At 43.3% G+C, this 25,376-nt stretch carries 15 protein-coding genes; 1 reads left to right on the top strand and 14 read right to left on the bottom strand.

Annotated elements, in window-relative coordinates; all coding sequences use genetic code 11:
- Positions 1–89 precede the first annotated feature (89 nt).
- Positions 90–1,088, bottom strand: coding sequence for a FecR family protein (locus tag D1614_RS08380; RefSeq protein ID WP_119437470.1), 999 nt, complete (start codon positions 1,086–1,088; stop codon positions 90–92).
- A gap of 181 nt (positions 1,089–1,269) precedes the next feature.
- Entirely contained in the window at positions 1,270–1,929 is a 660-nt protein-coding gene (locus tag D1614_RS08375; protein WP_162304450.1) for a sigma-70 family RNA polymerase sigma factor, read from the bottom strand.
- 271 nt (positions 1,930–2,200) lie between these two features.
- On the opposite strand from D1614_RS08375, the gene D1614_RS08370 reads away from it, so the two are divergent.
- Complete coding sequence (locus tag D1614_RS08370) at positions 2,201–3,550, top strand: IS5 family transposase (RefSeq protein WP_119437468.1); 1,350 nt, start codon at positions 2,201–2,203, stop codon at positions 3,548–3,550.
- A 291-nt stretch (positions 3,551–3,841) separates the two neighbouring features.
- On the opposite strand, the gene D1614_RS08365 is transcribed toward D1614_RS08370, so the two are convergent.
- From D1614_RS08365 to D1614_RS08310, 12 genes are all read right to left on the bottom strand, one after another.
- Positions 3,842–4,846 (bottom strand): Kelch repeat-containing protein, encoded by a 1,005-nt coding sequence (locus D1614_RS08365; protein WP_119437467.1) that lies wholly within the window; start codon positions 4,844–4,846, stop codon positions 3,842–3,844.
- A gap of 16 nt (positions 4,847–4,862) precedes the next feature.
- Complete coding sequence (locus tag D1614_RS08360; RefSeq protein WP_206609958.1) at positions 4,863–7,259, bottom strand: alpha/beta hydrolase family protein; 2,397 nt, start codon at positions 7,257–7,259, stop codon at positions 4,863–4,865.
- 11 nt (positions 7,260–7,270) lie between these two features.
- Positions 7,271–8,629 (bottom strand): DegT/DnrJ/EryC1/StrS family aminotransferase, encoded by a 1,359-nt coding sequence (locus D1614_RS08355; RefSeq protein ID WP_119437466.1) that lies wholly within the window; start codon positions 8,627–8,629, stop codon positions 7,271–7,273.
- 108 nt (positions 8,630–8,737) lie between these two features.
- Positions 8,738–10,036, bottom strand: a complete 1,299-nt coding sequence (locus D1614_RS08350; RefSeq protein WP_206609957.1) for a hypothetical protein — start codon at positions 10,034–10,036, stop codon at positions 8,738–8,740.
- A 198-nt stretch (positions 10,037–10,234) separates the two neighbouring features.
- The gene (locus D1614_RS08345) at positions 10,235–11,977 is read right to left on the bottom strand and encodes a RagB/SusD family nutrient uptake outer membrane protein (protein WP_119437465.1); all 1,743 of its coding nucleotides are present in this window, start codon (positions 11,975–11,977) and stop codon (positions 10,235–10,237) included.
- A gap of 24 nt (positions 11,978–12,001) precedes the next feature.
- Complete coding sequence (locus tag D1614_RS08340; protein WP_119437464.1) at positions 12,002–15,346, bottom strand: TonB-dependent receptor; 3,345 nt, start codon at positions 15,344–15,346, stop codon at positions 12,002–12,004.
- Between the two features lie 197 nt (positions 15,347–15,543).
- Positions 15,544–16,554, bottom strand: coding sequence for a FecR family protein (locus D1614_RS08335; RefSeq protein WP_119437463.1), 1,011 nt, complete (start codon positions 16,552–16,554; stop codon positions 15,544–15,546).
- 12 nt (positions 16,555–16,566) lie between these two features.
- The gene (locus tag D1614_RS08330; protein ID WP_119437462.1) at positions 16,567–17,187 is read right to left on the bottom strand and encodes an RNA polymerase sigma-70 factor; all 621 of its coding nucleotides are present in this window, start codon (positions 17,185–17,187) and stop codon (positions 16,567–16,569) included.
- Between the two features lie 150 nt (positions 17,188–17,337).
- Positions 17,338–18,930 carry a sulfatase gene (locus D1614_RS08325; protein ID WP_206609956.1) on the bottom strand — a complete coding sequence of 531 codons (1,593 nt, stop codon included), beginning with the start codon at positions 18,928–18,930 and terminating at the stop codon, positions 17,338–17,340.
- A 6-nt stretch (positions 18,931–18,936) separates the two neighbouring features.
- On the bottom strand, positions 18,937–20,367 hold the full coding sequence (locus D1614_RS08320; protein WP_119437461.1) for an arylsulfatase: 1,431 nt from the start codon (positions 20,365–20,367) through the stop codon (positions 18,937–18,939).
- Between the two features lie 27 nt (positions 20,368–20,394).
- Positions 20,395–22,824 carry a glycoside hydrolase family 2 TIM barrel-domain containing protein gene (locus D1614_RS08315; RefSeq protein WP_119437460.1) on the bottom strand — a complete coding sequence of 810 codons (2,430 nt, stop codon included), beginning with the start codon at positions 22,822–22,824 and terminating at the stop codon, positions 20,395–20,397.
- Positions 22,825–23,055: 231 nt separating this feature from the next.
- Entirely contained in the window at positions 23,056–25,131 is a 2,076-nt protein-coding gene (locus D1614_RS08310; RefSeq protein ID WP_119437459.1) for an ATP-binding protein, read from the bottom strand.
- Positions 25,132–25,376: the final 245 nt, after the last annotated feature.

Genomic DNA, 25,376 nt, shown 5'->3' with positions numbered 1-25,376 from the left:
GGAGCACCGTAGTTAAACTCAAATGCCGGTTGATGTTGGAGCATCGCCGGCTTTTTTCATTGGCCAGTTAGGTTTTTGTCATAAGCACTTTATTTGATTTTTGTTATTATTATTTTTTGTCCGATAATTTCATAGTTAAGTGGAAGTGTGTGCGAAATTAAATCGAGTATTTCCAGGATGGTTTCGTTTTTGATTGTGCCGGTATAATGCAGGTCGAGAATCTCAGTATTTGAGATCTCAATATCTACTCCAAACTTGCGTTCCAGAAGTACAAAAAGCTCATCTAAATCCATGTTTATGAAAATCAACTTATTGTCTTTCCAAGTTGTATATATTTTTGTATTTACCTTGCTCAGAATGGCTTTCTGGGTTTCTTTATTCAATGAAAATTGTTCGCCGGGTTTTAATTCAGGAGAATAAGCAAGTGCTGTTTTTTCACCCGATTCAATGGATACGCTTCCTTTCTCCAGTGTTGTTGTAATTTCATCGTCTTCTTCGTAAGCTTTTACATTAAATTGCGTCCCTGTCACATTTACATTGTAATGTGATGTCTTTACAATAAATTTCCGCTCCGGATTAGGATGAATATCGAACCATGCCTCCCCGTCTAAGCGAACTTCGTTTACCTGGTTATTTTTCCCCAATGCGTACTCCAGCCTGGAGCCTGCATTCAAAACAACAAGACTCCCATCAGGCAGTAGCGTTTCAGAAATGGAACCTTTGGGAGCATGCGCTGTAAAGTAGACAGGCTCATAGGAGGCTTGTCTTAAATTCGAGACAAAATATCCTGTAACCAAACCGATAATCAGAGCAGCAGCAACTCTTATAAATATGTTCCTCAGATTATTCCGGCTTTTCTTATTCTCTTCTTGAAGCCATATTTGGCTGATGATCTTGTTGAAAACATGTTGCTCCGGTTGTTCTGATTCTTGCCTGCCATAAGTCTCCCATGAATCATCGAGCAAGGGTTCTATTTCTTTGTATTCGGAATTATCTGTAAACCATTTCTTCATCAGTAAATGGTCGTTTACTGAGTAGTTCCCCTTTAGGTATCTCTTTAGTACTTTATTTTTACTGGTATCAATCATTTTCTCTGCATTAAAAGAGGAAGAATCCGATATCCTCCTCTTTACTTTCTAACTAAACTAATCTATATGAGATACAGATTCAATTTGTGCTTCTAATTACTACATCAGAAAATGCAGAAAATCCCTAAGGTTTTTTTTGCTTTTTTTTATGATACTGTAATGAGGAGTATCTAGGTGGTTGCTATTTAGCGGTTCTGGGGCGGCGTCTTTTGCCCATGTTTGATAATATGAAATGCAGTACGATGCTGGATATTCCCAAGGCTTTAAATTCCTCTCTTAAATATTTCATCGCCTTAGTAATGTGATACTCTATCATTTTAACAGAAATATTTAAATCCCGGGCAATGTCTTTGGCTTTTTCTCCCTCCAGTTTCTTCTTCCGAAATACCAATTTTCTTTCTTCGGGCATCTTCTCAATCAATTCTTCCAGCTTTTTAAGCAGGTCTTCATAAGAATCGTTCAGAGAAAACTTTTCTGAATCCCGGACTAACTGAACAAGTAATTCGTCTTTTAAATCTTTTTCTTTCGACAAATTATTATAGGAATGACGAATCAGGTTTAAAGCAATGGTTTTTAGCAAAGATCTGAATGAACCTGTAGTTTTTATAACCGACCGTCTATCCCAAATTTTAATAAAAGTTTCCTGAACAATGTCTTCTGCGGCATCTTTTGATTTTAAAAGATCGTATGAAAAGGAATACAACTGGGGGCTATATTTAACATATAGTCCTTTGAAACTTGAATGCTTTCCTTCATTCAACCCTTTGATAAGTGTTATTTCTGAGTTATTATTAGAATCAACCATCGCAGAAGTGACTTCTTGTTTATGAAAAGAAATCACGTTGGATACGAAAATAGTAAAATCGCATTCAAATCCCATTCAGATGTTGCAAAACACAGAACAGAGCAATGACCTGTATCTACTTTGTTCATTATTAACGGAGGTTGCAGATTGGCTTCATTCGGTGCTTACCTTATGGTAGACTATTTTAGTCAATCCTTAACATCCCTTCAAGCTGTTGACAATCAACAGATATGTATTTAAAACTAGTTGATTTTCAATGACATTTATTGCAGGGAAATGCCGAAATTGATAGAAAATCCGGTAGAAAATGTTAGGTAAATCACCACTGCAAAATCAGAAAAACTTGTTCCGGCCACTTTTGGTTGAGTTTATCAACCCGGAGCATCCGCTTGTAATACTTGCAAACAGAATTCCCTGGAAAGATCTTGAACGGAATTTTACAGGTTTGTATTCCCACACCGGAACACCGTCCAAGCCTATCCGCTTGATGGTTGGGCTGCTGATCCTCAAGCAGGTTTACAACCTGGGAGATGAACCCCTGATGGAAGAATGGGTACGCGATCCGTACTTCCAATACTTCTGTGGGGAAGGTGAGTTTCAGTGGAAGCCCCCGTGCGATCCGAGCGACCTTGTACACTTTCGCAAGCGCATTGGGGAAAATGGGGCGGCGAGCATTTTTAAGCTGTCAGTACAAATGCAGGGCAACGATCTAAAGTCCAGCGATGTTGTAGTCGATACCACGGCACATGAGAGAAATATCACGTACCCGGTTGATTCGAAACAATACCGTAAAATCATCGACAAGTGCAATGGCATTGCCCAACGGGAAGAAATCCAGCTCAGGCAGAGCTACAAGCGCACGGTAAAAGCCTTGCTGCTTGATCTTCGGTTTGCCCATCATCCCAAACGCAAGCGACTCGCTATCCGGGCACAAAAGAAACTGCGTACCATCGCAGGCCGGATCACCCGTGACCTTGAACGAAAAATGAGTGAAGAGTTAAGGGAACAATACCGGGAGCAGTTGACCTTGTTTTACCGGGTAATCAGCCAGAAGAAACACGACAAAAACAAAATTTATTCATTGCATGAACCATCGGTAGCCTGTATTGCCAAAGGCAAGTCGCACAAGCCGTATGAGTTTGGGGCGAAAGCCTCGGTTGCCTTTATCCCGGGCAAGTGTATCATTGTTGGGGTGAAAAGCTTTCAGGGCAACCCCAACGATACACAAACGCTGGAGCCGACCCTTGAGAATGTGCAGGAATCAACCGGGAGAACATACAAATACGCCATTGTTGACCGCGGCTATCCAGGCAAGAACAAGGTAGGAGAAACTCAAATTATAAGGCCGGGGTCACCTAAGGCAAAAACAGAATACCGGAAACGGTGGATGCGAAAGAAATGCAGGATAAGGGCAGGTGTGGAGCCGGTGATCAGTCACTTGAAATACGATCACCGGATGATCCGAAATTACCTGAAAGGTACAATGGGCGATGAAATGAATCTTTTAATGGCCGCTGCTGCCTTCAACTTTAAAAGATTACTCCGAAAAATCAAACAGGAAATTATTTTTGCCCTTGACTTGTGGATGCAAAAACTATTGGCACGAATCGGACAATGCGCGAGTCTGAGATTTTTTATCGCGAAATTGAGTTGTTAAGGATTGACTATTTTACATATATTGATGCTTTCAGGCGTTTTTCAGGTGATAAATGGCGCCAGCTGCGCAAAAAGTAATTTTGCATTGGTAACGAAATCCCAAGCAAAATCCAAAGAGTCAGGATAAAAATAGGAAAGTCATCTGTCGTCAGATAATGACTTTACTCTTCCTTATAATGAATTGTTCTTGGGGGAGAGCTATCTTATAATCGAAAGACAGAAAGTTAAAAACATTGAGAATTGGTTTACGAGACCTTGGAATTTTCATTAGAATTCGAAGGTCTCTTCTTTATTATTGCCAGTTTTCAGAAAGTATCAATGACCAAATATCATTGACAAGCGGAGGGGTCATGCCTCCCGAGATCCATAATTCATCCTGAAACACGAAAGCAGAATGCTCATGCCTCTCTTTCCATGTGGGGCCATTGGTTTTTAACTCTCTCCACTCTTTGCCATTTTGGGAGTACCAGATATCTCCCCAGTTTTTATACGGATTGCCAGACCATCCGCCGATCACCCAGATACAATCCTTGAAAACTACGGAGGAGAACCAAATACGTTCATTCCAGCTTGCATTATTCACTTCTTCTCTCCAGTGAATACCATCAGAACTGCTCCAAACATCATTGAACCCAAAATATTCCGGGTCGTAATTTCCTCCGCCTATCACATAAATTCGATCGTTAAAAACAACTGCCTGGTGGAAAGCCCTGGGAGACCAGGATGCTTTGGCTGTTGCTAATGTCCAGTTTTTTCCGTCTTCCGAATACCAGACATCGTTTAGCAGGCTGTCTTTTCCTCCGTAATAGTAGGCAGAGGTGCCTCCCATTATCCACATTTTTCCTTTGAAAGAAACTGTTGCTGCTGCACATCTGGCAGACCACCCGGCCTTTTCTGTGATCAGGCTCCACTCTTTGCCATTTTCTGAAGACCAGACCCTGTTGCTGGCAGATCTACCTTCCAACCGGCCATTATACCAACCTCCCATCATCCACATTTTGTCCTTAAAAACCAAAGACATGGGCAAATCACTGTGTTCCCAGGGAGCCTGTTCTGAAACCAGTTCCCAGTTTTTTCCATCTTTTGATTTCCATACATCCCGGGGAGGAGGAGAGTATGAATCGTGCCATCCTCCCAATATCCAAATGTAACCGTCGTATACAACCTCACCCTGGGAATCTCTTGGCTTCCATGCTGCGTTTTCTTGCTCCAGCACCCATTGGGCCGAAGGAACTTGTGCAAACAATATATTCTGGATAAATAGAAAGGAAACAGCAAGTACAATGTAGTTTTTCATATCTGCTATAATTCCGTTACTTAAGAATTTTATCGATAAAATAATAAGACTCCTGTCGCATATCCTTGGGAAAATCGTGTTCGCATCCGGGGTAAAGCACCTTCATTTTGTCCGATGCATGCAAAAAATCATATACTTTTTGAATGTTTGCTTCTCCCTGTCTGACACCTTCTACCGAAAAATTGAGATCATTGACCGGGGACACAGATAAAAACGCACGGGGGGCAATAGCCGCAATTAATTCATCAAAATCAAAAGGAATCTGTTGTGAGTCCAGATTATATTTTGTTTTTATAAATGGCATGTATTTGTCCTGGGCCCAGGGCCCCAAACGCCCGCCATACAACTTTGTTGTCCTTTCTCCTGCATTATAGTAGTCCATCAATGTCCATCCACAGCTTGTTACCACTACTTTTATACGCGGGTCAAATGCTGCCACAAAAATCGCATTATGGCCTCCGAGGGAATGCCCAATCACTCCAATTTTATCTTTGTTCACGTAATCAAGGGTTTGCAGTAAGTCAACGCAGGAAATATGGTTGTAAATACCCTTCATTGTCCCTGACACGTAGCTATCATTTTCAAAATCATAATCGCGTAGTTCCCCAAATCCCGGATAGTCAGGGGCAATAACAACATACCCTTTTTCTGCCAGCTCCTTAGCATAACCTCTGTCTTTCTTCGGTGTGTCATCGTCGATAATGCGCTTTCCTCCTGCACCTGTGCTGTGCAAAGCCAATACCGCAGGCGTTTCTCCGTTGAGGATTAGTGGTTTATATAAATATGCATAAACTCTTTCTGAAGGTGCCACCAGAAAGTTTATGGAATAGCGTATGTAATTATTCTGCTGTAAAGAATCCGTATATTGAAGGTCAGTATCCTGAATTTTATTTGCCGGAAGCTTCCCCGCTGCTTCCTGGAAATTTTCCAATATTCTTTTTCTGTTTTTCTGCCACTCTTTTTCAGTTGTTATTCTTTTACAATTTCCATTTTGGTCACGGTAAGTTAGCAGAGTGTTGCAATTATTATTTTGAGTATTTGCCAGAAGATTCCTCATATTATTCATAATAATTTCTTCTGATTCTTCTGTGACAGGACTTGATTCTATTTCATAGCCTCCTTCGGCATAGGCTTGCCGGGTTCCAATATAAAATGGTCCGTAATCTCCGTAAGCAGCCATTGCTACAAAGTTATTCGGCGCCATATCTTTTGCGGCCAACTGGTATTCCACAAACAGTTCTCCTGGCATAAATAACATTCTGGTATTATTTATTGCCAAACAGGCCGTTTCAATAAATTTACCTTCCATCCTTCTCTTGTACCAGCCTAACCTGCCCATGTTGTTGGCCAGAAGGCGCGGGCTCATTTCATGCATCTTGTTTTCTATCTCCTCCACTTTGGGATTTATTGGGAGGAACAGAGGTTCTGTTTCCCATTTTATATGTGCTGCATCAATGGTATGTTTTTCAGTATTTTTCCAGGCACGTTCCATACCTTCAGCCATTCTTTGAGCCAGAAGTAACCTGGTTTCATGGCTCCCGTCATTGTATTTTCCCGCGGCAATATTTCCTCCTGCTCCATTAAAATGAATGTGCAAAGCATCGGGTACAGCTAATTGGCTAAAAAAACGTGCAATCCCGGGAAAATCAGGATTTGCAATTTTCGTTAAGTAATAACTCTGCGGATGGGTGGCATAAAAGCTGAGTACTGCCAGGGGTTTGTCTTTATTCCAGAAACTGATTAACGATATTTCCGGATCAATTACACCTTCGGGCATAGCACGCAGAAGGGAATCTTTACAGGAAGACCCCCGCATCGAAACGATTTTCCCATCTTTTTTATTGACCCTTCGGTTTGATGCCACTTTATATACATTCGCCTTGCCTGTGCCTATTTCTGTTACCGGCCGGGCATTCTCCATTCCCTGAAGTATCGATTGCTGAATGTTTTTTATTAGTTGCCTTGCAAAAGTTCCATCGAAACAGCCTGCCGGAATATTATTTTCCTTTAGTAATTTTTCGGCCGTAAAATCGCAAATCGGGGCATCGTGCTGATGAATGGTGTGTACTGCAATCCTGTCGGGTGTGGTGCCGGCCGCTTGGGCCAATGCTTCTTTAAAAGCCTCCTGCGACTCATTAGAGATGCCTATCCAGTCAATCGCACACAATACAATGGGCTTGCCAGCCCCCTGCAATATTATTCCCCGCGCGCGAAGACTTAAATCGCCCGAATTTATCATGGTGTCGTAAGTGAGCTGGCTCCCTACAGGAGGTGTGGCGTCCACATCAAAAGTTGACAATAGAACAGGTGGCTGCCCGTTTTGGGCAGCCACTGTTGTACTATTCGAAAGAAAAGAAAAAGACAGTCCTGCAAAAAAGAAGTACAGCAAGATAATGCGAAGGACATTTTTCATCGTAAAAAAAATTAAATGGATTTGAGCTGGTCGCGGTTTTCATATACTTTAGCCAGGGCGTTGATCACATCGTCCATGTCAGCCGTTGTGCCAAGCAGTGGCCCGGAAGCCCACAACATAACCATCTCTTCGTCACAAACCAGGTCGCACACAGGACAGGCCATATCTTGTTTAAATTCCTCCAGCCTGCTTTTCCCGTACATTTGCTGATACTCTTTCCTGCCCATGATATTGTCAACCCACGGCTCTCTGTGCAGACCGTTTTTAATGTAAGGACTTAATCCAACTCCTTCGGCAGCCAGCGCTTTCAGGTATTTTTCCCGGGGTACCCCGTTGTATTCTTCCTTGTTATAGTTCATGGTGTACAGGTAGAAAGAGCCTTCCTCTGTTCCGTCATAGAGCTTTTGCGGGGTGATTCCCGGAATGTTTTTGATTTTGGAAGTGAGGTACTGCGCATTTTTGTTCCGCACAGCATGGCGTTCCATGGCCGTGGGAAGTTGTCCCAGTAAAATGGCCCCTTCAAATTCGTTCATCCGGTATTTTGGGCCGATGGTTTCGGTGCGACCAAGCTTGGATGTTCCGTGGTTTTGTACCGTGTAACATTGCTCCATTAACTCCGCATTGTTGCTTATGATACTGCCCCCTTCACCACACGAGATTACTTTGGAGGACTGGTGGCTGAAACATCCGATGTCGCCAACCGAACCGAGCATTTTACCACGGAACTTTGCAAAATGCGCCTGGCAGGCATCTTCAATGAGAAAGAGGTTGTACTTGCGGGCCATTTGCAGGAAGCGGTCCAAGTCGGCGGGTTGCCCCATCATGTGTACCGGCATAATGGCCTTGGTGTTTTTGGTAATCTTGCGTTCCACATCGTCGGGGTCTACCTGAAATGAATAGCGGTCAATGTCAGCAAGCACGGGCAGCGCCCTGGCCGAAAGGATGGCGGCAATGGTACCGGGGTCGGTATAGGGAGAGGTGATTACCTCGTCGCCGGGCCCCAGACCGAGGGCTTCCACAGCTGTGTGGAGTGCCTGGGTTCCTGAACCCACTGCCACACAGCGGTTGACCCCCATCATCTCTGCATACTGCCTTTCAAATTTCACGACGGTACCGTTCTTTCGATCCTGAATCCGGCACCAAATACCGCTTTGTGTTGTTTTTTCAATGGAGTCCATTACATTTTTATCGACATAAGGCCAATCGGGCCAGCTTTTGTTTTGACGCACGGGGTTACCCCCCAGGATGGCCAGCTTATTACTTGTTTTTGTTGCCCCAAATGCAGGGATGCTACCTATTGCTACTGCTCCAAGGGTACTGGCAGAGACAGTCCCTACAAATTTTCTTCTGGTGAAATTTTTTGAGTTCATCTTTTTTATTTTGAATAGTTATTTTTTTAAGTCACTGTTAAACAAACATTCTTAGCCATGGCTGTTTCCAGCTTAATTGTTTTTCAGAAGGATTTTAGATTTTGATTATCAGCGCCGGGTGTTTAAAAGTTGGTGCATTGCCTCCATCAATATGCTTTCAGATTCGGGTGTCACTTTGGAAACAACAACTTCATACCCCCGTTGCGGAAAAGCAGCTACAGTTGGAATATATCCCGGGGTATAATCACCGTAAGCGGCCATTGTAACAAAAAGGTTCGGCCGCATTTTTTTTGCTGCCAACTGGTATTCCACAAACAGTTCTCCCGGCATAAACAGAACAGATGCATTGTTATTCAGCGAAAGACACTGGATATCAATCTTTGCCTTTCCGGATTTGTATCGTTCCACATAGATATTGTTTTTGGTAGTGTCGGCAGGTAAAACAACCGGCCTTACTCCCCAGTGGATTGTATTTGCTGAAACCGGCTGCAATTCAGTAGACTCCCAGGCCCGTTTTATGCCATCAGCCAGTCGCTCAGCCAGAATGAGCCTGTTTTCCTTCGCGCCGTCATTGTATTTACCCGCACCAATATTACCGCCGGCACCGGTAAAATGAATGTGTAACGCATCGGGTACAGCAAGCTGACGAAAAAATCGGGCAATGCCGGGAAAATCAGGATTGGGTATCCCGGTGCGGTAATAGCTTTGCGGATGTGTGGCATAAAAGCTCATGACGGCTATCGGCTCTTCATCCTCCCAGAAACTTATAGCCGATACTATCGGGTCGATTACTCCCTCCGGCTCTGCCCGTAAAGCGGAATCACGACAGGTAGTGAAGCGGGGTGCCCGCACCGTATCGGTTTTCACGTCTAGGATACGCCTGTTGGAAGCCACTTTATATACTTCTGCTTCGCCCAGCCCAATGTGTGTGACCGTTCGGGTGTTTTCCAGCGAATAAACCACAGCCATTTCCAGGCGGTGAATTACTGCAAGAACAAAATCATCTTGTATATCGCCTCTTGGTGCATCGTGTTGGTGCAGGGAATGGACTGCCACCCGTTCGGGCACTGTACCTGCTGCCGAGGCAAGGGCGCGTTTAAATTCGTCGTAACATGCATCATCAATGCCAATCCAGTCAATCGCTACCAATACAATGGGTTGCCCTGCTCCTAACAACATAACGCCTTTCGCGCGCAACCCCATGTCCCACGATTGGATCATTGGATCGTAAGCCAGGTCATGACCAACTGGCGGGGTAACGTCAATGTCGAATGTGGAGAGTTTTAACGAAGCGGTTTGGGCATTCCCGGACACAGGAAAAACCAAAGTCAGGCCGGGCAACGTCAAAAAAAATAGAAAAAGAAAACCAGTGGAGAATTTAATGTACAAGTTGTCGTGTTTATCCATGACCGATAATTTAAATTTCTCTTTTCGTTAAGAAAAGTAAACTATTATTCGTTTTTGTATACCTACTCATGCGTTTCCGGGTTAGAATCAACTGTTTGGATTTATCCGAATTCAGGATGAGTCCAAACAGTTGATACCCTTTTAAAACAGTCGACCCGAGCTTATTTGGTTTGACCGATTGCTTTTACGTTTTAGGTTCTATTCATAACCAGGGTTTTGTGGAAATTCAGCATCCACATTCAGGTCGATTTGATTTTGCGGAATAGGCCATAGTACATTATGTGGCTCTATATCAGCCCCCGGGATGACTGGATTGTCATTGTACTTTCTTACTCTTTCTATGAGTTTGTTTGTTCTTCGCAAAATAATGAGTCTCCACTCTTCTCCATAAAGTTCTCTGGCCCTTTCATCTAGGATATAATCTATATCTATTGCTTCCGGCGATACGGGATTTGCATTCGCTCTCGCTCTAACTCTGTTTACATCAGCTGCAGCGAGGGCGGGCTGATTGGTGCCAAGATATGCTTCTGCGCGAAGCAATAACGTTTCTGCAAACCTAAGGGCGTACCAATCCTTATGGGTTCTTCCTCCTCCAGCTCTATTCGGTTGTTCAAAATAATTTAGAGGATCCAGAAATTTGGTGTGTACTGGGTAAAGACACTTTGTTGTGTCCTCTAGAGGATTTGGGCGTGGCGGATTGTAAAGACTGAAGTCTATTTTTTGCTTATGATACGCTGAGGCAGGGTTGTCGAAATAAATGTTTCTTTTTAGATTGTGCTCCGCATTTCGGGTGTCGTTGTTCCAATTATCTTTCCAAATTGTATAGTAAACAAGACTGGTGCCACGGACGTTAGCGGTTCCCCTGCTTAGTGTATCAGAATATCCGGTGTACCTGCCATCGTATATTGTTCCAAGAATAGCCTGGTACCCGTCAGGAGTCAGCCCTATATCAAAATAACGGGGACCAAAAATATAAGCACCCTGAACAAATCCTCCACCCTGGATGAACGGCTCAACCTGAATAACCCACATGGCTTCTTTGTTCTCAGTCAGATTGTGATTTTCGTATCCAAAAAGATCATAGTAAGCATCTCCTGAGCCGAATATGTCTTTATCTAAGTGATTACCGAAACGCTCGATCATTAGGTCGTAATTAAAATTGGTAATTGCCTTAGTGAGCACGTCAACAGCTAATTGAGGTTCTCCCTTTTCCAGATATGTTTCACCAAGATAATGCAATGCCGGTCCTTTTGTGATTCTACCGGGGGCAGCCTCTTCTCCAGGATTGGGCAAATGCTCTGATGCAAATTTAAAGTCTTCTTCCATCAGTTTATGGATTTCAGATACTGGGTCCCTGACAAAATCAGCTTTGGCCGATTTAACTGGTTCCTTCAAAAGAGGAATATCACCATAAGTTGAAACAAGGTATCGGTAAGCGAAAGCCCTGAAGAATTTAGCCTCGCCCAAATACAGATTTTTTCCTGCTTCTCCGTCTTGAAATATCCCGGCATCCAATTCCTCTATTTTTTCAATAAGTACATTTGTCCATTGGATAATCTGAAAGCCTGTATTCCAGGTGTCTACAACATATCTTCTGATCGGGTTTACATCCTGATAGCTATTGATATAATACGTATTGTGCTGAGGCGCCTCTCCCATATAGCCCAAATCACTTCCGTGAACCCTCCAGCTCATCGTGCCAAACTCTCCAAACGAATAGTAGGCCATACGCACACGGTCGTGGAGCGCAACGATTCCCTGCATTACTCCCTGTTCTGTCAGAAAGGCATTGTCAGGAGAGAAAAAGTCAAGTGGTTTTTCCTGAAGTATATCTTCGTTACAAGAAGGTAACATTGACAGCAGAATGGCAGCGGTCAATAAACACTTTTTGCTGAACGAATAAAAATATTCTTTCATCACTTTATTATTTTTTGATTTCATAATTCCTTGATTTTGGATAAAAAATTATAGACTAAGTCTTATCCCGGCGATAATGTTTCTCATAAGTGGTGTATCGCTGGTTCCTGTTTCAGGATCCCAACCTTGCCACTTCGTCCAGACATATGGATTTTTACTGGATATATAAAACTGGCATTCCTGGAGTTTTAAGATATCCAGTAAACTCCGTCCAAGGTTATAGGAGAGCGTAACATCCTGGAGTCTAACAAAACTCCTGCTTTGGTAAATTCCGCTTTCCTGAGGAGGATTGTTGTAAATTCCAGTTGTGTTTGTTGTTGGTGCATCAGGTCTCCAATAGGGATTAATAGCTGAATTATTCATCCTATGTTGCATATAAAAGCGAGGACTTATATTCGAAGCATTATCTCCTAAATAGTATTTATCGCCTCCCTGAATGGAATTGATGAGGAAGCTTAAAGTGAAATTCTTGTACGATAGCGTATTATTTATACTAAACCTATAGCTAGGTGCTGTATAGCCAATTATTGTTCTGTCGTAGTCAGGAGTAATCAGGCTATCGAGATTCTGGTCAACATATCTGAACTGTCCCGGATACCAACCTTTTAAAGGGATGTCTCCTGCAAAAAATTCTTCTTCAGTCCATACTCCTCCTGCCATTTTATAATCGTAAATGGCGCTTATGGGCTCTCCAACAAACCATTGATTCCCGATATCCGCATCATCATTTTCTCCGTAAAGCTTGGTGATCTTGTCTCTGTTAAGCGAAAATATAAAACTACTTTCCCATTTAAAATTGTTGTTATCAATATTAACAGACCTTACCTCGAATTCAATTCCCTTGTTATTTAGTCCTCCGATATTGGCCCAAACACTAGTATATCCTGCAGCTCGAGGGAGCTGTCTTTGAACCAGAACATCTTTCGTTTCAGAAGTATACACGTCAACAGATCCTGTGAGCTTATTGTTCAGAAATCCGAAATCTACTCCAAGGTTATACGATTCAGTTGTTTCCCAGCCCAAATCAGCGTTACCTAAAGTGGAAGGGTAAAGGCCGATAGCTGTTGTCTGGCCAAAAACATAATATCGGGTTCCCATCCTCGATAAGCTGGAGTAACGTCCAATTCCCTGGTTTCCGTTCTTACCGTATGAAACTCTTAGCTTGGAATAAAAATCCATGTCGCTGAAAAATGATTCATCGGAGAATACCCAAGCAAGTGAAAGAGAAGGAAAGGTTGCCCATTTTTTTTCTGCTCCAAATCCTGAGAAACCATCCTTTCGAATAGTACCTGTAATCATATATCTGGATTTGTAACTATAATTTAACCTGGCCATATACGAAAGACTGTTTTCTTCCCAGGCCGAAGAAGAAACGGTTGAAACCTCTCCCAAACCCATATTGTTATATCCCAGGGCCTGGTTGTCAAAGCCCTGAGCATTAAGAGATGAAGCATCTCCTAATCTTCCTTCACGGCTGAAAAGTAACGTTGAATTCAGTTGATGGTCGCCAAAAGTCTTGGAATATGTTACAATATTATTGAGGATCCAGTCTCTGCTTTTAGAAGGTTGTTTTATGGCAAGTCCCCTGTTTGAAACTCCCGAAGGTGTATTGTAATTATGATAAGAATTATTATCGGTCTGAGTGTATCTGTTAGAATAGTTGATTTCATTTGTCAATCCTTTGATCCAAGGAATCTTAATTTTGGCGTTGCCAATGAGATGCAGTTGATTTCTGGTATTTGAATTGTCTATGTAGGTATAAACCATAGGATAGGGCTGAAATAATTCCCCGCCAAGGTAAATATCGTACGAAGATTCTCCGATAAAATTATTTACAAGAGGACTTGCTACTCTAGCATCGCCAAGGGAAGCAGGTTGTCCTGAGTTGTCCGTATATGAATAGGATGTATTAATTGATAGGGAAAGCCAGTCATTGACTTCACTCACAAGATTACTTCGTAGGGTAAATCTTTTATATTTATCATTTAGTTGAATTCCTTCCACATCGGCATAGGAACCTGATACAAAGTAATTAACCCTATCTCCGCTTTTTCCCGATAGGCTTAGGTTGTAGTTTTGCATAGGAGCAATATGTAAAACTTCATCAACCCAATCAATTTCATTTCCAGCAAGATAATTATCTCGTTCCTCCTGGGTTTTTAAATAGGTAGCCACTAGTTCGCGATTTGTAATGTCCGGTCGTACAGGCCTTCCTACTGCACTTGTCGGGTTTGTTGTATACCATTGGTAGACAAGATTTTGGTGGCTCCAGTCAACTAGCCTGACTGCAAATTCTTCCGCATTCATAACGCGCATAGGGTTGTTGGTCATGTCCTGAAAACCGTAATACATGTTGAATGAAACTACAGGGCTTTCAGATGTCCCTTTTTTAGTGGTAATAATCATCACACCGTTGGCCGATCTGGAACCATAGACTGAGGCAGCACTGGCATCCTTAAGGATATCGATTGATTCGACGTCATTGATATTGATATCAGCGATGGACCCATTATAAATAATCCCGTCAATAACTATGAGTGGGCGGTTGCTTGCCGATAATGATGTCTGTCCTCTTACGGAAAAGGAGGGTTCGCTCCCGGCGCCACCTCTTCCCTCAATATTCACCCCTGCTGAGGTTCCGGCCAGTGTTTGAAGAAGGTTTACGTTTGCTTGGTTTTCTTTTTGTTCCATTTCGATTCTTACCACAGAACCTGTCAAATCACTTTTCTTCATTGTTCCATATCCGATGGCAACAACTTCCTCCAAACCAATAGCATCCACTTCCATGGTAATGTTTATTAAAACTTGGTTTTCAACTCCAACCTCGTGTGCCCGCATCCCCACAAATGAAAATACGAGTATTGCATCTTCCGGAAGGTTTGTTAGAGAGTATTTTCCATCTGCATCGGTAATCGTTCCGTCTGTAGTGCCTTTAACAACAATGGTAACACCGGGTAAGGGTTGGCCAGATTTGTCTGTAACCGTTCCTGAAACGGTCTTTTGTTGCAAGTCAGATGTTGCAGGAAACTTGTTTGTTGTTTTGATCAGGATGTTTTTATTGACTATTTCATAGCTTATAGCTTGGTCTTCAAAGATCTCATCCAGTATTTTCTCAACAGTTTTGCCTTCGATGTCGACCGATACTAATCGATTGTCATCGAAATTGTCGCGGCTGTAAAAGAAATAAAAGTCGCTTTGTTGCTCAATGGCATCAAACACATCTGCAATCTTGCAGTTTTTCATTTTTACGGTGAGCTTGGTTGCCTGCGAATAAACGCTGGCAGAGGAAGCAAGAACCGATATTAATACGAGAAAAGTACTTAATCTCATAATTAACAGAAGTTTTTTCGCACCGGGATAGAACCCTCCCAATGCTTCTGATTTTTTTTTCATAAATTTGGTTGTTTTAAATTAATAAACTGATTTAGTCTGGAGCAGGCTGATGAGGTTTTGCAAAGAGGGAATGCGACCAACATGTCCCTCTTTTCTTTCTTCATTCTGCTTTCTTAAATCTAACTAACCTGAGAAAAATTTTCGGATCATATTGTTTACGTTTAAGTTATTGGTTTAATTTCGGTGCTCTACATTGTCTATCTTTTAAATAGCCACACCTCCTTGTTTTCAATGTAGTAATCGATGTTGGCCGTTCGTTTTACTTTTTCCAGGGCCTCAATCAGGTTGTTGTTGTAACTGAACATACCCCGGAAGCGAAATTCGCCCAGTTTAGGATCTTTAAGATGGAAACGAATATCGTAAATGCGTTCTAGTTCTTTAACTAAATCGTTGAGCGTAGCATCTTTAAACAATATTTCACCATTTCGCCATGAGGTGTAAAAATCTGCTTCTACCTTTTCAATGTAGATTTCTCTTTTTTCTTTTCGGAAGACAGCTTTTTCTCCGGGAACCAGTTTTACCTTTTCATGGATTTGGTTGTTGAGTTCCATCTCAATTCCTCCTTCGGCTAGAACTGTTTCGAAAAGGCCACTTCCTGGATAGGTCTTTACGTTAAACGATGTCCCGGTTACATGTATATTGGCTTCTTCTGTTACTACTTTAAAAGGCTTTTCTATATTCTTTGCCACTTCAAAGTAGGCCTCGCCTGATAATTGCACTTCTCGCGATTGCTGATTAAACGAGGTGGTGTTGTAAGTAAGAGTGGAGCCTGTATTTATCCATACCTCTGAACCATCGGGAAGAATGCATTTCGCAACATGTCCTTTAGGGGCAGTAAGTTCACAAAAGAAATCTTCCGGCATTGGCTGCTGGCTATTTTGAAGGAAATACCAGCTAAGTGCAAAAGTAAGCGGAATAGCAAGCATGGCGGCAATTTTATAGATGAGCAACTGCCGGCGGGTGCGTTTAAAGGAAATGGTTTGCTGTTGCTGTACCTCGATTAGTACGTTTGTTTTATCCTGCTCTGCTTTTTCAGGGGAGATGTAGTTGTGGCTCAGTTGCCAGGCTTTCTTGCTTTTTAAGTAGAGTTGCTTGTTTTCAGGAGAAGAATCAAGCCATGAATCCAACTCTTTTTTTTGTTCTGAAGAAATATTACCGGAAAGGTATTTGCAGATAAGAATATCGGTATGATTGTGCAGTTCGTTCACTCGTCTATTGATTTAATCACCTCTTAGACGAAAATTAGGAAGGATACCCTGTAAAGGCGTTTCAGTTTTTTTTGAATGAATAAAAATGAGAAGGTTAACGATTTGATAATCAGAGAGACTGTCTCTTAGCTTTTTTAATGCAATTCCCATTTGCATCTCTACCGTTTTAACTGATATTGTTAATTCTTCGGCGATCTCGGAATATTTTAAACCTTCAAAACGACAAAGAATAAATACCTCGCGGCACTTTTCGGGCAGCTGCTGGATGGCTAGGTTTATGCGGTTGTTGAGCTCCGCCTCTTCCATCAAATCACGAAACGGGATTGATTCCGCTGTTTCGACCGACTCGCTCACCGGGACTGTTTTCTTTTCTTTCCGAAGGTAATCGATAGAGCGGTTCTTGACCGAATGGTATAAATAGGATCTCGGAGAAAACTGAATATTTAGTTTTTCGCGCCGGGCCCACAAATCGACAAAAACTTCCTGAACCAGCGAACGCGACAAATCCAGATCAGACAGGTATTTATTGGCAAAGAAACAAAGAGGGGAATAAAACTCGTCGAACAACTGGCTAAAAGCCTCATTATTCCCCTTTTTTATCTCTTGAAAAATATGTATACCCAAAGATTTCATTCAAGTTTCTTTCTGGTAAATCAGGGTCCAAAATAGTGTTTTAATTCTGAAAAGGATTTGTCGGAAGTGTATCAAAACTATTTTACAATAAATTTCAACGATGTTGTAAAACACTTTCAGTAAACAAGACTTTCCATATCTGAAAAAAACTCAATCTTTTGTAACCATACTTCCCCACCAGTTGTTTTTGGGATCGAAATCCGGAGATAAAAATTCCAGTCGTTGTTTTTCGAGTTGTGGCCATCGCTTTTGGATAACCTGCTGAAGGTGTTCTTCTTCCTTCTCTACGGTCCACTCCGGGTCGCGCGACGGATATCTGGCACCCATTTCTTCCAAACGGGCAAAAAGATCTTCACTCAGTTGTTTAACCAGGTCAGGATGGTCAGTGGAAACATCGCTCGTTTCTTCCTTGTCATCTTTTAGGTTGTAAAGTTCTTCCCGACCGTCTTCGTAATAATGGATCAGCTTCCAGTCGCCCTTGCGAATAATGGACGACGGTTCTCCTCCCTGGTTTCCGTAATGCGGGTAGTGCCAGATGAGTGGCCGCTCAGCAATACTTTCACCTCTTAGCAACGGAAGTAAACTCACACCGTCAACATGTTCTTCGGGTTTAAGATCAGCGCCCGCGAGTTCAAGAAGGGTCGGATAGAAATCAGTTCCGCTTACCGGAGTGTTACAGGTTTGACCGTTGCCAATTCCCGGAACTTTTATGAAATAAGGCTCGCGGATTCCACCTTCAAACTGGTAGCCTTTACCTGCACGAAGCGGAAGGTTGGAGGTAGCGAAAGCATCGCCGGCTGCCACGCCCCCGTTGTCGGAGGTAAAAATCACAATGGTGTTTTCGGCAAGGCCCAGTTCCTCCAGCGAATTCAGTACATAACCCACCGCATCGTCCATCGATTCAACCAAACCGGCGTACACGGGATTGTCCTGAACCTGGCGGATGGGCAGAAAGTGTCCCATTTCAAACCCACTTTCTGCAATGCCCATATCTTCCGCTTTCTGGCGGTATTTTGCCCATTTTTCCTGTGTGGTTTGAATCGGTCCGTGAACGGCATAAAACGAGAGGAAGGCAAAAAAGGAAGTATCGCGGTTGTTTTTGATGAAGTCGGCGGTTTCTTTTGCCAGTCGCATGGTCAGGTTTTCTCCGTCGGGGCCGTTTTCGAGGTTGGGATTGGTCCATGGGGCAAAATAGCCGCCAATCGGGCTTCCTTTGTCCCAGCCTCCTTTGTTGATGTCAAAACCGTGGTCTTCCGGCCACGATCCTTTGTCGCCCAAATGCCATTTCCCGGCAAAAAAAGTGAGGTATCCGGCTTCTTTCATCGCCTCCGGAAGAGTGGTGCATTCCTGTGGAAGGGCATGCACATATTCAGGAGGAAGAAGTTGATTCGACCGGCCCGCTTTTCGCCAGTTTTCGCCGGTTGGTGCTCCAATCCAGTCCGTAATTCCGTGGCGGGCCGGGAATTTTCCTGTCATAATGCTGGCTCTCGAAGGACTGCAAACCTGGCAAGCGGCGTACCCGTCGGTAAAAATCATGCCTTCCTGGGCAATCCGGTCGATGTTGGGCGTTTCGTAAAACTTACTTCCTGTTATGCTTAAATCGTGATAGCCGTAATCATCCGCAAGGATGAATAATACGTTGGGCTTTACTTTTTCCGGTGCTTTGCTTGTGCAGGAAAATAGCGAGAGCGTCATGATCAGTACCCAGACACCCGTTTTGCAATATGTTTTTTGATGAATCATTGTGTCTTATTTTTGAAAAGGAAATATTTCGGAGGGAGTTCTTGCATTTTCCATAAGCGCTTCCAGTTCCTGAACCACATTCGGGTGATCGGTAGCTACATTGTTTTCTTCTCCCGGATCGGTTTCCAGATTGTAAAGTTCAGTTGTGGTTTCTTCGGGTTTGTTTACCTTGTAATGAACAAGCTTCCAGTTGCCTTTTCGGATGGCTTTCCGGCCTCCCATTTCATGAAATTCCCAATACAGGTACTCGTGTGCTTTTTGTTGTTCTCCAAGCAACGTTGGTAAGAAAGAAATCCCATCTGTATTTTCAGGAACCTGTGCGCCGGTTAATTCGCCCACGGTTGGAAACACATCCCAGAAAGCCGAAATGTGATCGCTTTTGCTTCCGGCTTGGATTTTGTTACCCCAAACAGCGATCATCGGAACGCGAATGCCACCTTCGTATAAATCACGTTTGTAGCCTTTAAATGGCCCGTTGGAATCAAAATAATCGGGATCAGCGCCTCCTTCCATGTGTGGGCCGTTGTCGGAGGTGAATATGATCAGGGTATTGTCATAAACGCCCAAATCTTTAAGTTTGGCAATAATTTCACCTACCTGCATATCCAGATAATCAACCATAGCAGCAAACGCAGCATGTGATTCGGGTTGCGATCCGTAAGGGCCTTCCCGAAAGTTCTTTCCTTCGTCAACGCCTTTGTAAACTTTCTCCGGATCAAATTTGCCGCGGAACTTTGCGATGTATTCTTCCGGGGCAAAAAGCTCGGCATGCGGAATAATTGAAGGATAGTACATAAAGAAAGGCTTGTCTTTGTTGTCCTCTAAAAACTTCAGAGCCTGTTTGTGAATTACTTCGGGAGCATATTCGCCGGTTTGTTGTCCTGCATTTCCTTCGAGCATCACTTTTTCCTGGTTGTGCCAGAGGTGATAGGGATAATAGTTATGCCCCATTCTTTGGCAGTTGTACCCGAAAAATTCATCAAAACCCTGCATGTTCGGGTCTCCTTCCGAGCCGGGATAGCCAAGGCCCCATTTTCCAAACGCACCGGTAGCATATCCTTCTTTTTTTAAGGCTTCGGCCATTGTAACCGCATCTGCTTCCAGTGGATATTGTCCTTCCGGATTCCACTCCTTATTCCCCCTAATGAAGGTGTGCCCGGTGGTTTGCCCCGTCATTAACGAAGAGCGGGAAGGCGCACAAACTGTACATCCCGCATAATGTTGGGTAAACTGCATCCCCGATTGGGCCAGATTGTCGATATTTGGCGTTGCAAAATGTGTTTGCCCGTAACAACTCAAATCTCCCCAGCCAAGATCATCGGCCAGAATGTAAACAATGTTGGGCTTTCGGGTTTCAGCCGTTTCTTGTTTCGATGAGGAGCTACATGAATTCAGCAGAACTGAAAGGAGGAAAATAAACAGGATCGTCTTTTGCATTTTGATCAGGATTATTAATGGTTGAAATTATATGGATTCTAATTCAATTTTTGCGGTTTCGAGGCCTTCGCCTGTAACTTCGAGCGTGATGGTTCCGGCTTCCTTGATTGATTCAACCGTAACTACGAGTTGGCCGTTAAATGCTTTCATCGTGGTAAGATGAAACATTTCGAGCGAGGTGGCATCGCCGTTGCAAGTTGCCTTAAATTTTCCGGCACCATCCACGTTAAAACGAAGTTGATTATCTGCATTTGGGCACAGATTTCCGTCTTTGTCCACTACCGAAACGGTAACATAGCTCAAGTCCTTCCCGTCGGCGTTAATGTTTTTTCGGTCCGCTTCCAATAGCAGGTGATGAGGTGTTCCGGCTGTCCGAATTTCCTTTTCTGCTGCCGGATTCCCGGAATCATCCAGAGCTACTATTTTTATAGATCCGGGTTCGTATTTTACGTTTGTCCACATCAGGCGGTTCCGGTTCAGAAGAGAGTCGTTGTTTTTCTTTTGAATGCCCATGCTTTTGTCATTCACAAACAACTCGGCACTGTCGTAACTGGTGTATGCAAAAACGGGGATTGTCTCGCCTTCGCGGCCTTCCCAATTCCAGTGGGGGAGTAGGTGAAGCGTTTCTTTTCGGGTGTTCCATTTGCTACGATATAAATAGTAGCGATCTTTTGGAAGCCCCGCCAAATCACATATGCCGAAGTAGGAGCTTCTGGAGGGCCAGTATTCGTCGTAAGGTGTGGGCTCGCCCAGGTAGTCGAAACCTGTCCATACAAATTCGCCGATCACCCAGTCAAAATTGTCCTGCCAGTAGAAGTCTTCGTCCGGAACATTTGACCAGGAGCAAGCCTCCAGGTCGTACGACGAACATTGCCCGTCGGGGTAGGTTTTTTGTTTGAATTGTTCTACCGGAAATTTGTACACTCCTCTGGAACTAACCGTGGAGGCTGTTTCAGAACCGAGAATAAAACCTTGGGGAAACCGTTCATAGGCTTCGTTGTAAAGTGGCAGGCGATAGTTTAATCCCGGAATATCCCAAATAGCACCAAAGCCGTTTTTGAGTGTGTTGGCCACCTGATCCATCCCCACAGTAACCGGGCGGGTTGGGTCTTCTCGGTGAAAAATGTCCTGTAACCACTTGCCGCGTTTTATGCCTTCGTTGCCCCATTGGTCGGGGACTTCGTTTCCGGCACTCCACATTACAATACAAGGGTGATTACGCGTTGCACGAACCAGGTTGACGATGTCTTTTTCGGCGTATTCATCAAAAAAACGATTGTAGCCGTTTTTTACCTTGGGGCGTTTCCACTCATCAAAGCTCTCCGCCAGAAAGAGAAAGCCCATCTCGTCGCAAAGCTCCAGTTGTTCGTGCGACGGCATGTTGTGTGAGGAACGAATGGCGTTGCAGCCCATGTCTTTCAAAATGGTAAGCTGGCGTTTCAGAGCAGTGACATTTACCGCGGCTCCCAATGGCCCCAGGTCGTGGTGCAGGCAAACTCCCTTGAACTTGGTTACCTTGCCGTTTAAAACAAGGCCTTTCCCGCGTTCGTATTTTACATCGCGTATGCCAAAACGGATGGTTTGCTCATCTTTTAACTTGTTCCCCGAGTAAAGTTTCATGGTGGCGAAGTACAAATGAGGCGTTTCGGTATCCCACAGTTGGGGGTTTGGAACGGCCAGATTTTGCTCTGTTTTGCTGCCAAAAAGTTGTTCTGTAGTTCCGGATGCCACCACCTTTCCTTTTTCGTCCCTGATCTCGGTTACCACTTTTATGTTTTCGCCATCGATTTCCGATTTGATGTTGACCTGTGCACTTGTTTCAGAAACATGAGGTGTAGTTATAAAAGTGCCCCACTGTTTGAAACTGGTGTTGTCTTTTACAACGAGCTGAACCTTCCGGTACAAACCGGCACCGGGGTACCAGCGCGATGATTCTCCGAGGTTTTCAAGGCGTACGGCCAACAGGTTTTCTTTTTCGGGCTTGAGATATTTGGTGATGTCGAAATAAAAGTAAGCATATCCGTATTTCCACTCACCAACTTTTTCTCCGTTGATAAAGACCTGCGGTTCACTCATGGCCCCATCAAAAACAAGCAACACTTTCTTGCCTTTTTGAAATTCAGGTACTTCAAAGCTTTTTCGGTACCAACCTACTCCAATGTATGGTAGAGCACCGGTACGGCCGGTTTTCTCGGTGGCAGTGTTTTCCTGGTTTTGCTCGATTCGTACGGTTTGTTTGTCAATCTCCTTGTCAAACGGACCTTTAATGGCCCAGTCATGGGGAATGGTTACCGTTTCCCATGTATCCGTGTTTATTCCTGGTTTCTGTCCGTTTTCGATATCCTGATTAATAAATTTCCAACCTTCTTCAAGGGTGTATACGTGACGGGGCACTTGTTCGGAAGAGCAGGCCGTAAAAAGACAGGCAATGAAAAAGAAGTAAAATATCGGTTTCATTCGGCGCGAATCGTTAATAGTTGTATTGTAGTTTAGCTTTTATCGTTTCAATAAAATGAGAGGGATCTCTTGTCAAAGAATTTCAATCTGACCCGGCATTTCAAAACGTGTTGCTGCGGTCCTGGTTCTCTGCAAAGATGGGAGTTTTACTTTAATATTCTTCGTTTCTCCGGTATTTCATGCGGCATGTGTGCGCACTCTTGGTCGACTAAATGCTTACTTTAACCTAATTTACGCTCGTTTAAGAGGTAAGCTGAAGCCAAAAATGCTGCCTTTTCCCGGTTTGCTATCGACCCAGATTTTGCCACCATTTTTTTCGACAAATTCCTTGCAGAGTATCAAGCCAAGTCCTGTACCTTTTTCTTTGGCTGTGCCATCTTTCTGAACAGAATGTTCAATTTTGAACAACTTTTGAAGGGTTTCTTCGTCCATGCCAATACCGTTGTCCCGGATATTGCATTCTACCATTTTTCCGTTGGCTGAAACCGAAACATCGATGGTATCTCCTTCATAAGAGAACTTGATGGCATTGTTCAGAAGATTGCGGAAAATGAAATTGACCATATTGAAATCAGCCACCACCATTTCGTGGATGGAAGGCCAGTTAATGGTAATGCTTTTTGATTTGGCGGCTTCTTTGAATAGTATTTCGTTGGAAGACAGAACCTTGTTGAAGTGGAAGGGTTGTGGTTTGTACTGAAGGTTTCCGGTTTGTGTGCGCGACCATTCAAGCAGGTTTTCCAGCAAATTATAACCCGAAGTAGCGGTTTGAAACATCCCTTCTATCAGCGTTTCAAAGTCTTTGGAATTTTTGATATCGCTGTTGGTGCGAAGCAGGTCCGAGATTCCGATCAGTACGTTGAATGGATTTTTAAGGTCGTGTGCAATGATCGAAAAAAACTTGTCTTTGGTTGCATTTAGTTCCTTTAGTTTCCGCTCGTCTTCTTCCATTCGCCGGAGGTTTCTTTCGAGTAATACCTTTTGCTCATGTATGGTTTCGTAGTTTTCTTTTAAAACTCCGGCATGTTTTCTTTTTATCCACAAGAAGTACCCAAGAATAATTACAACAATAACCAGCATAATCGCTGCAAATGCTGCTATTTGTAATTTAATCCGGCTTTTGAATTTATCGTTCCTGATTTTTTCTTCGGTTAGTTTCGCCTGGAGCTGCGCCTGTTCCTGGTGTTCAAATTCTCCAAGGACCTGTGCAATTTTATTGGGCTGCAGCATTGCATTCGACTTGTTGGCAAGTTGCTGAATCTCGTAAGCCCTTTTGTATTGTCCCAATTCGGCCAGAGCTTCTGTTTTTGCACTATAAATGTCTTTGACGAGATCGTGTCGGTCCATCTTTTCGCACAACGTAAGCGCGCTATTAAAACAGGCCAAAGCATCAGACGATTTCTTCTGTTTTAAGAAAAGCTTCCCTTCGAGGTAAGCCAGGTCGGCTCTCATCCGCTCAAAGTTTTGCTCGTTGATCATTTGCTCGGCTTTTCGGACGTTTTTTTCGGCCGCCAACAGGTCATCGATTTCGAGATAATAATACACAAACAAAATGGTTACCTGGGTTTCGAAATGAAGGTCTTCGATTTGAGGCAGAAGTTCCTGTGCTTTTTTTAGGTTGTCCAGAGCCTCATCAAGCTTTTTGAGTTTGATGTTTACAAAACACAAACCCGTGGAAATCACTGCTATGTAATCCACTTCCTTAGTCTGCTCGGCTATTTCGAGGGCTTTCATGTAATAGCGGTAAGCACCGCGGTATTCTTTCAGGTATTCGTAGTACCAGCCAATGTTGGTGTAGGCTTCGGTTAATCCAAAGTGGTCATCATTGAGTTTTTCTGCCAGATTTTTAGCGCGGATGGTATACTCGAGTCCTTTTACAAGGTCGGCACCATAGGAGTATATAAGACCAAGGTTTAGCTGGCAGGCAATAATATTGGAAGTGTCCTTGATTTCTGCAAAAATAGAGATGGCATTTTGGAGGTTGTTGATGGCATCGTTCCATTGCCCGGATTGATCGTAGCAATAGCTGATGCGAAACAGTGCGGTGCCTTCTCCTTTGCGATAGCCCGCCTTTTTTGCCAGATCGAAAGCTTTTTGCGCATAAAAAAGCGAGCTGTCGGAATTGGAGTAAGTAAAATAGACCGATAATGCATTATAATTGTCCACCAATTTGATGGAATCCGTTTCGGTGAGGCATGCAGTTTTCAAGGAATCTATCTTCTGATCCATGGCAAACAGCGAAGAACTAAACAGCAAACCAAAACAAAATATAAGGTAGGTTGATATGTGTCTAAATTGAACTTTCATTTAGTCGGCAATTCCGACCAAATATAGCAAAATCGGCAAAACGATATTCATTTTGCTGTCAGATAAAAGAAAAGCAGACCGACAAAACATAACATTGTTATTTTTGCGTTTTGAATGGGAAAAATTTATTTGAGCATTTGAACCATTTGGATTGTTGAGGAATAAAAGGCATTATCCTTTTAGTATGTTCTTAAAAAACGTAACTTTTTTTACCTTGTAGTCAGAGAAAGATTGCAAACTGTAAT

This window comes from Maribellus luteus (assembly GCF_003576475.1).
Lineage (GTDB): Bacteria > Bacteroidota > Bacteroidia > Bacteroidales > Prolixibacteraceae > Draconibacterium > Draconibacterium luteum.
The sequence above is the reverse complement of the archived record's forward strand: the minus strand, read 5'-3'. Positions and strand labels throughout refer to the sequence as shown.

Excerpts from the sequence above, each read along its gene's own strand:
- D1614_RS08380 (WP_119437470.1), bottom strand. The coding sequence starts at position 1,088 with ATGATTGATACCAGTAAAAATAAAGTACTAAAGAGATACCTAAAGGGG.
- D1614_RS08370 (WP_119437468.1), top strand. The coding sequence starts at position 2,201 with ATGTTAGGTAAATCACCACTGCAAAATCAGAAAAACTTGTTCCGGCCA.
- D1614_RS08365 (WP_119437467.1), bottom strand. The coding sequence starts at position 4,846 with ATGAAAAACTACATTGTACTTGCTGTTTCCTTTCTATTTATCCAGAAT.
- D1614_RS08360 (WP_206609958.1), bottom strand. The coding sequence starts at position 7,259 with ATGAAAAATGTCCTTCGCATTATCTTGCTGTACTTCTTTTTTGCAGGA.
- D1614_RS08355 (WP_119437466.1), bottom strand. The coding sequence starts at position 8,629 with ATGAACTCAAAAAATTTCACCAGAAGAAAATTTGTAGGGACTGTCTCT.
- D1614_RS08350 (WP_206609957.1), bottom strand. The coding sequence starts at position 10,036 with ATGGATAAACACGACAACTTGTACATTAAATTCTCCACTGGTTTTCTT.
- D1614_RS08345 (WP_119437465.1), bottom strand. The coding sequence starts at position 11,977 with ATGAAATCAAAAAATAATAAAGTGATGAAAGAATATTTTTATTCGTTC.
- D1614_RS08340 (WP_119437464.1), bottom strand. The coding sequence starts at position 15,346 with ATGAAAAAAAAATCAGAAGCATTGGGAGGGTTCTATCCCGGTGCGAAA.
- D1614_RS08330 (WP_119437462.1), bottom strand. The coding sequence starts at position 17,187 with ATGAAATCTTTGGGTATACATATTTTTCAAGAGATAAAAAAGGGGAAT.
- D1614_RS08325 (WP_206609956.1), bottom strand. The coding sequence starts at position 18,930 with ATGATTCATCAAAAAACATATTGCAAAACGGGTGTCTGGGTACTGATC.
- D1614_RS08320 (WP_119437461.1), bottom strand. The coding sequence starts at position 20,367 with ATGCAAAAGACGATCCTGTTTATTTTCCTCCTTTCAGTTCTGCTGAAT.
- D1614_RS08315 (WP_119437460.1), bottom strand. The coding sequence starts at position 22,824 with ATGAAACCGATATTTTACTTCTTTTTCATTGCCTGTCTTTTTACGGCC.
- D1614_RS08310 (WP_119437459.1), bottom strand. The coding sequence starts at position 25,131 with ATGAAAGTTCAATTTAGACACATATCAACCTACCTTATATTTTGTTTT.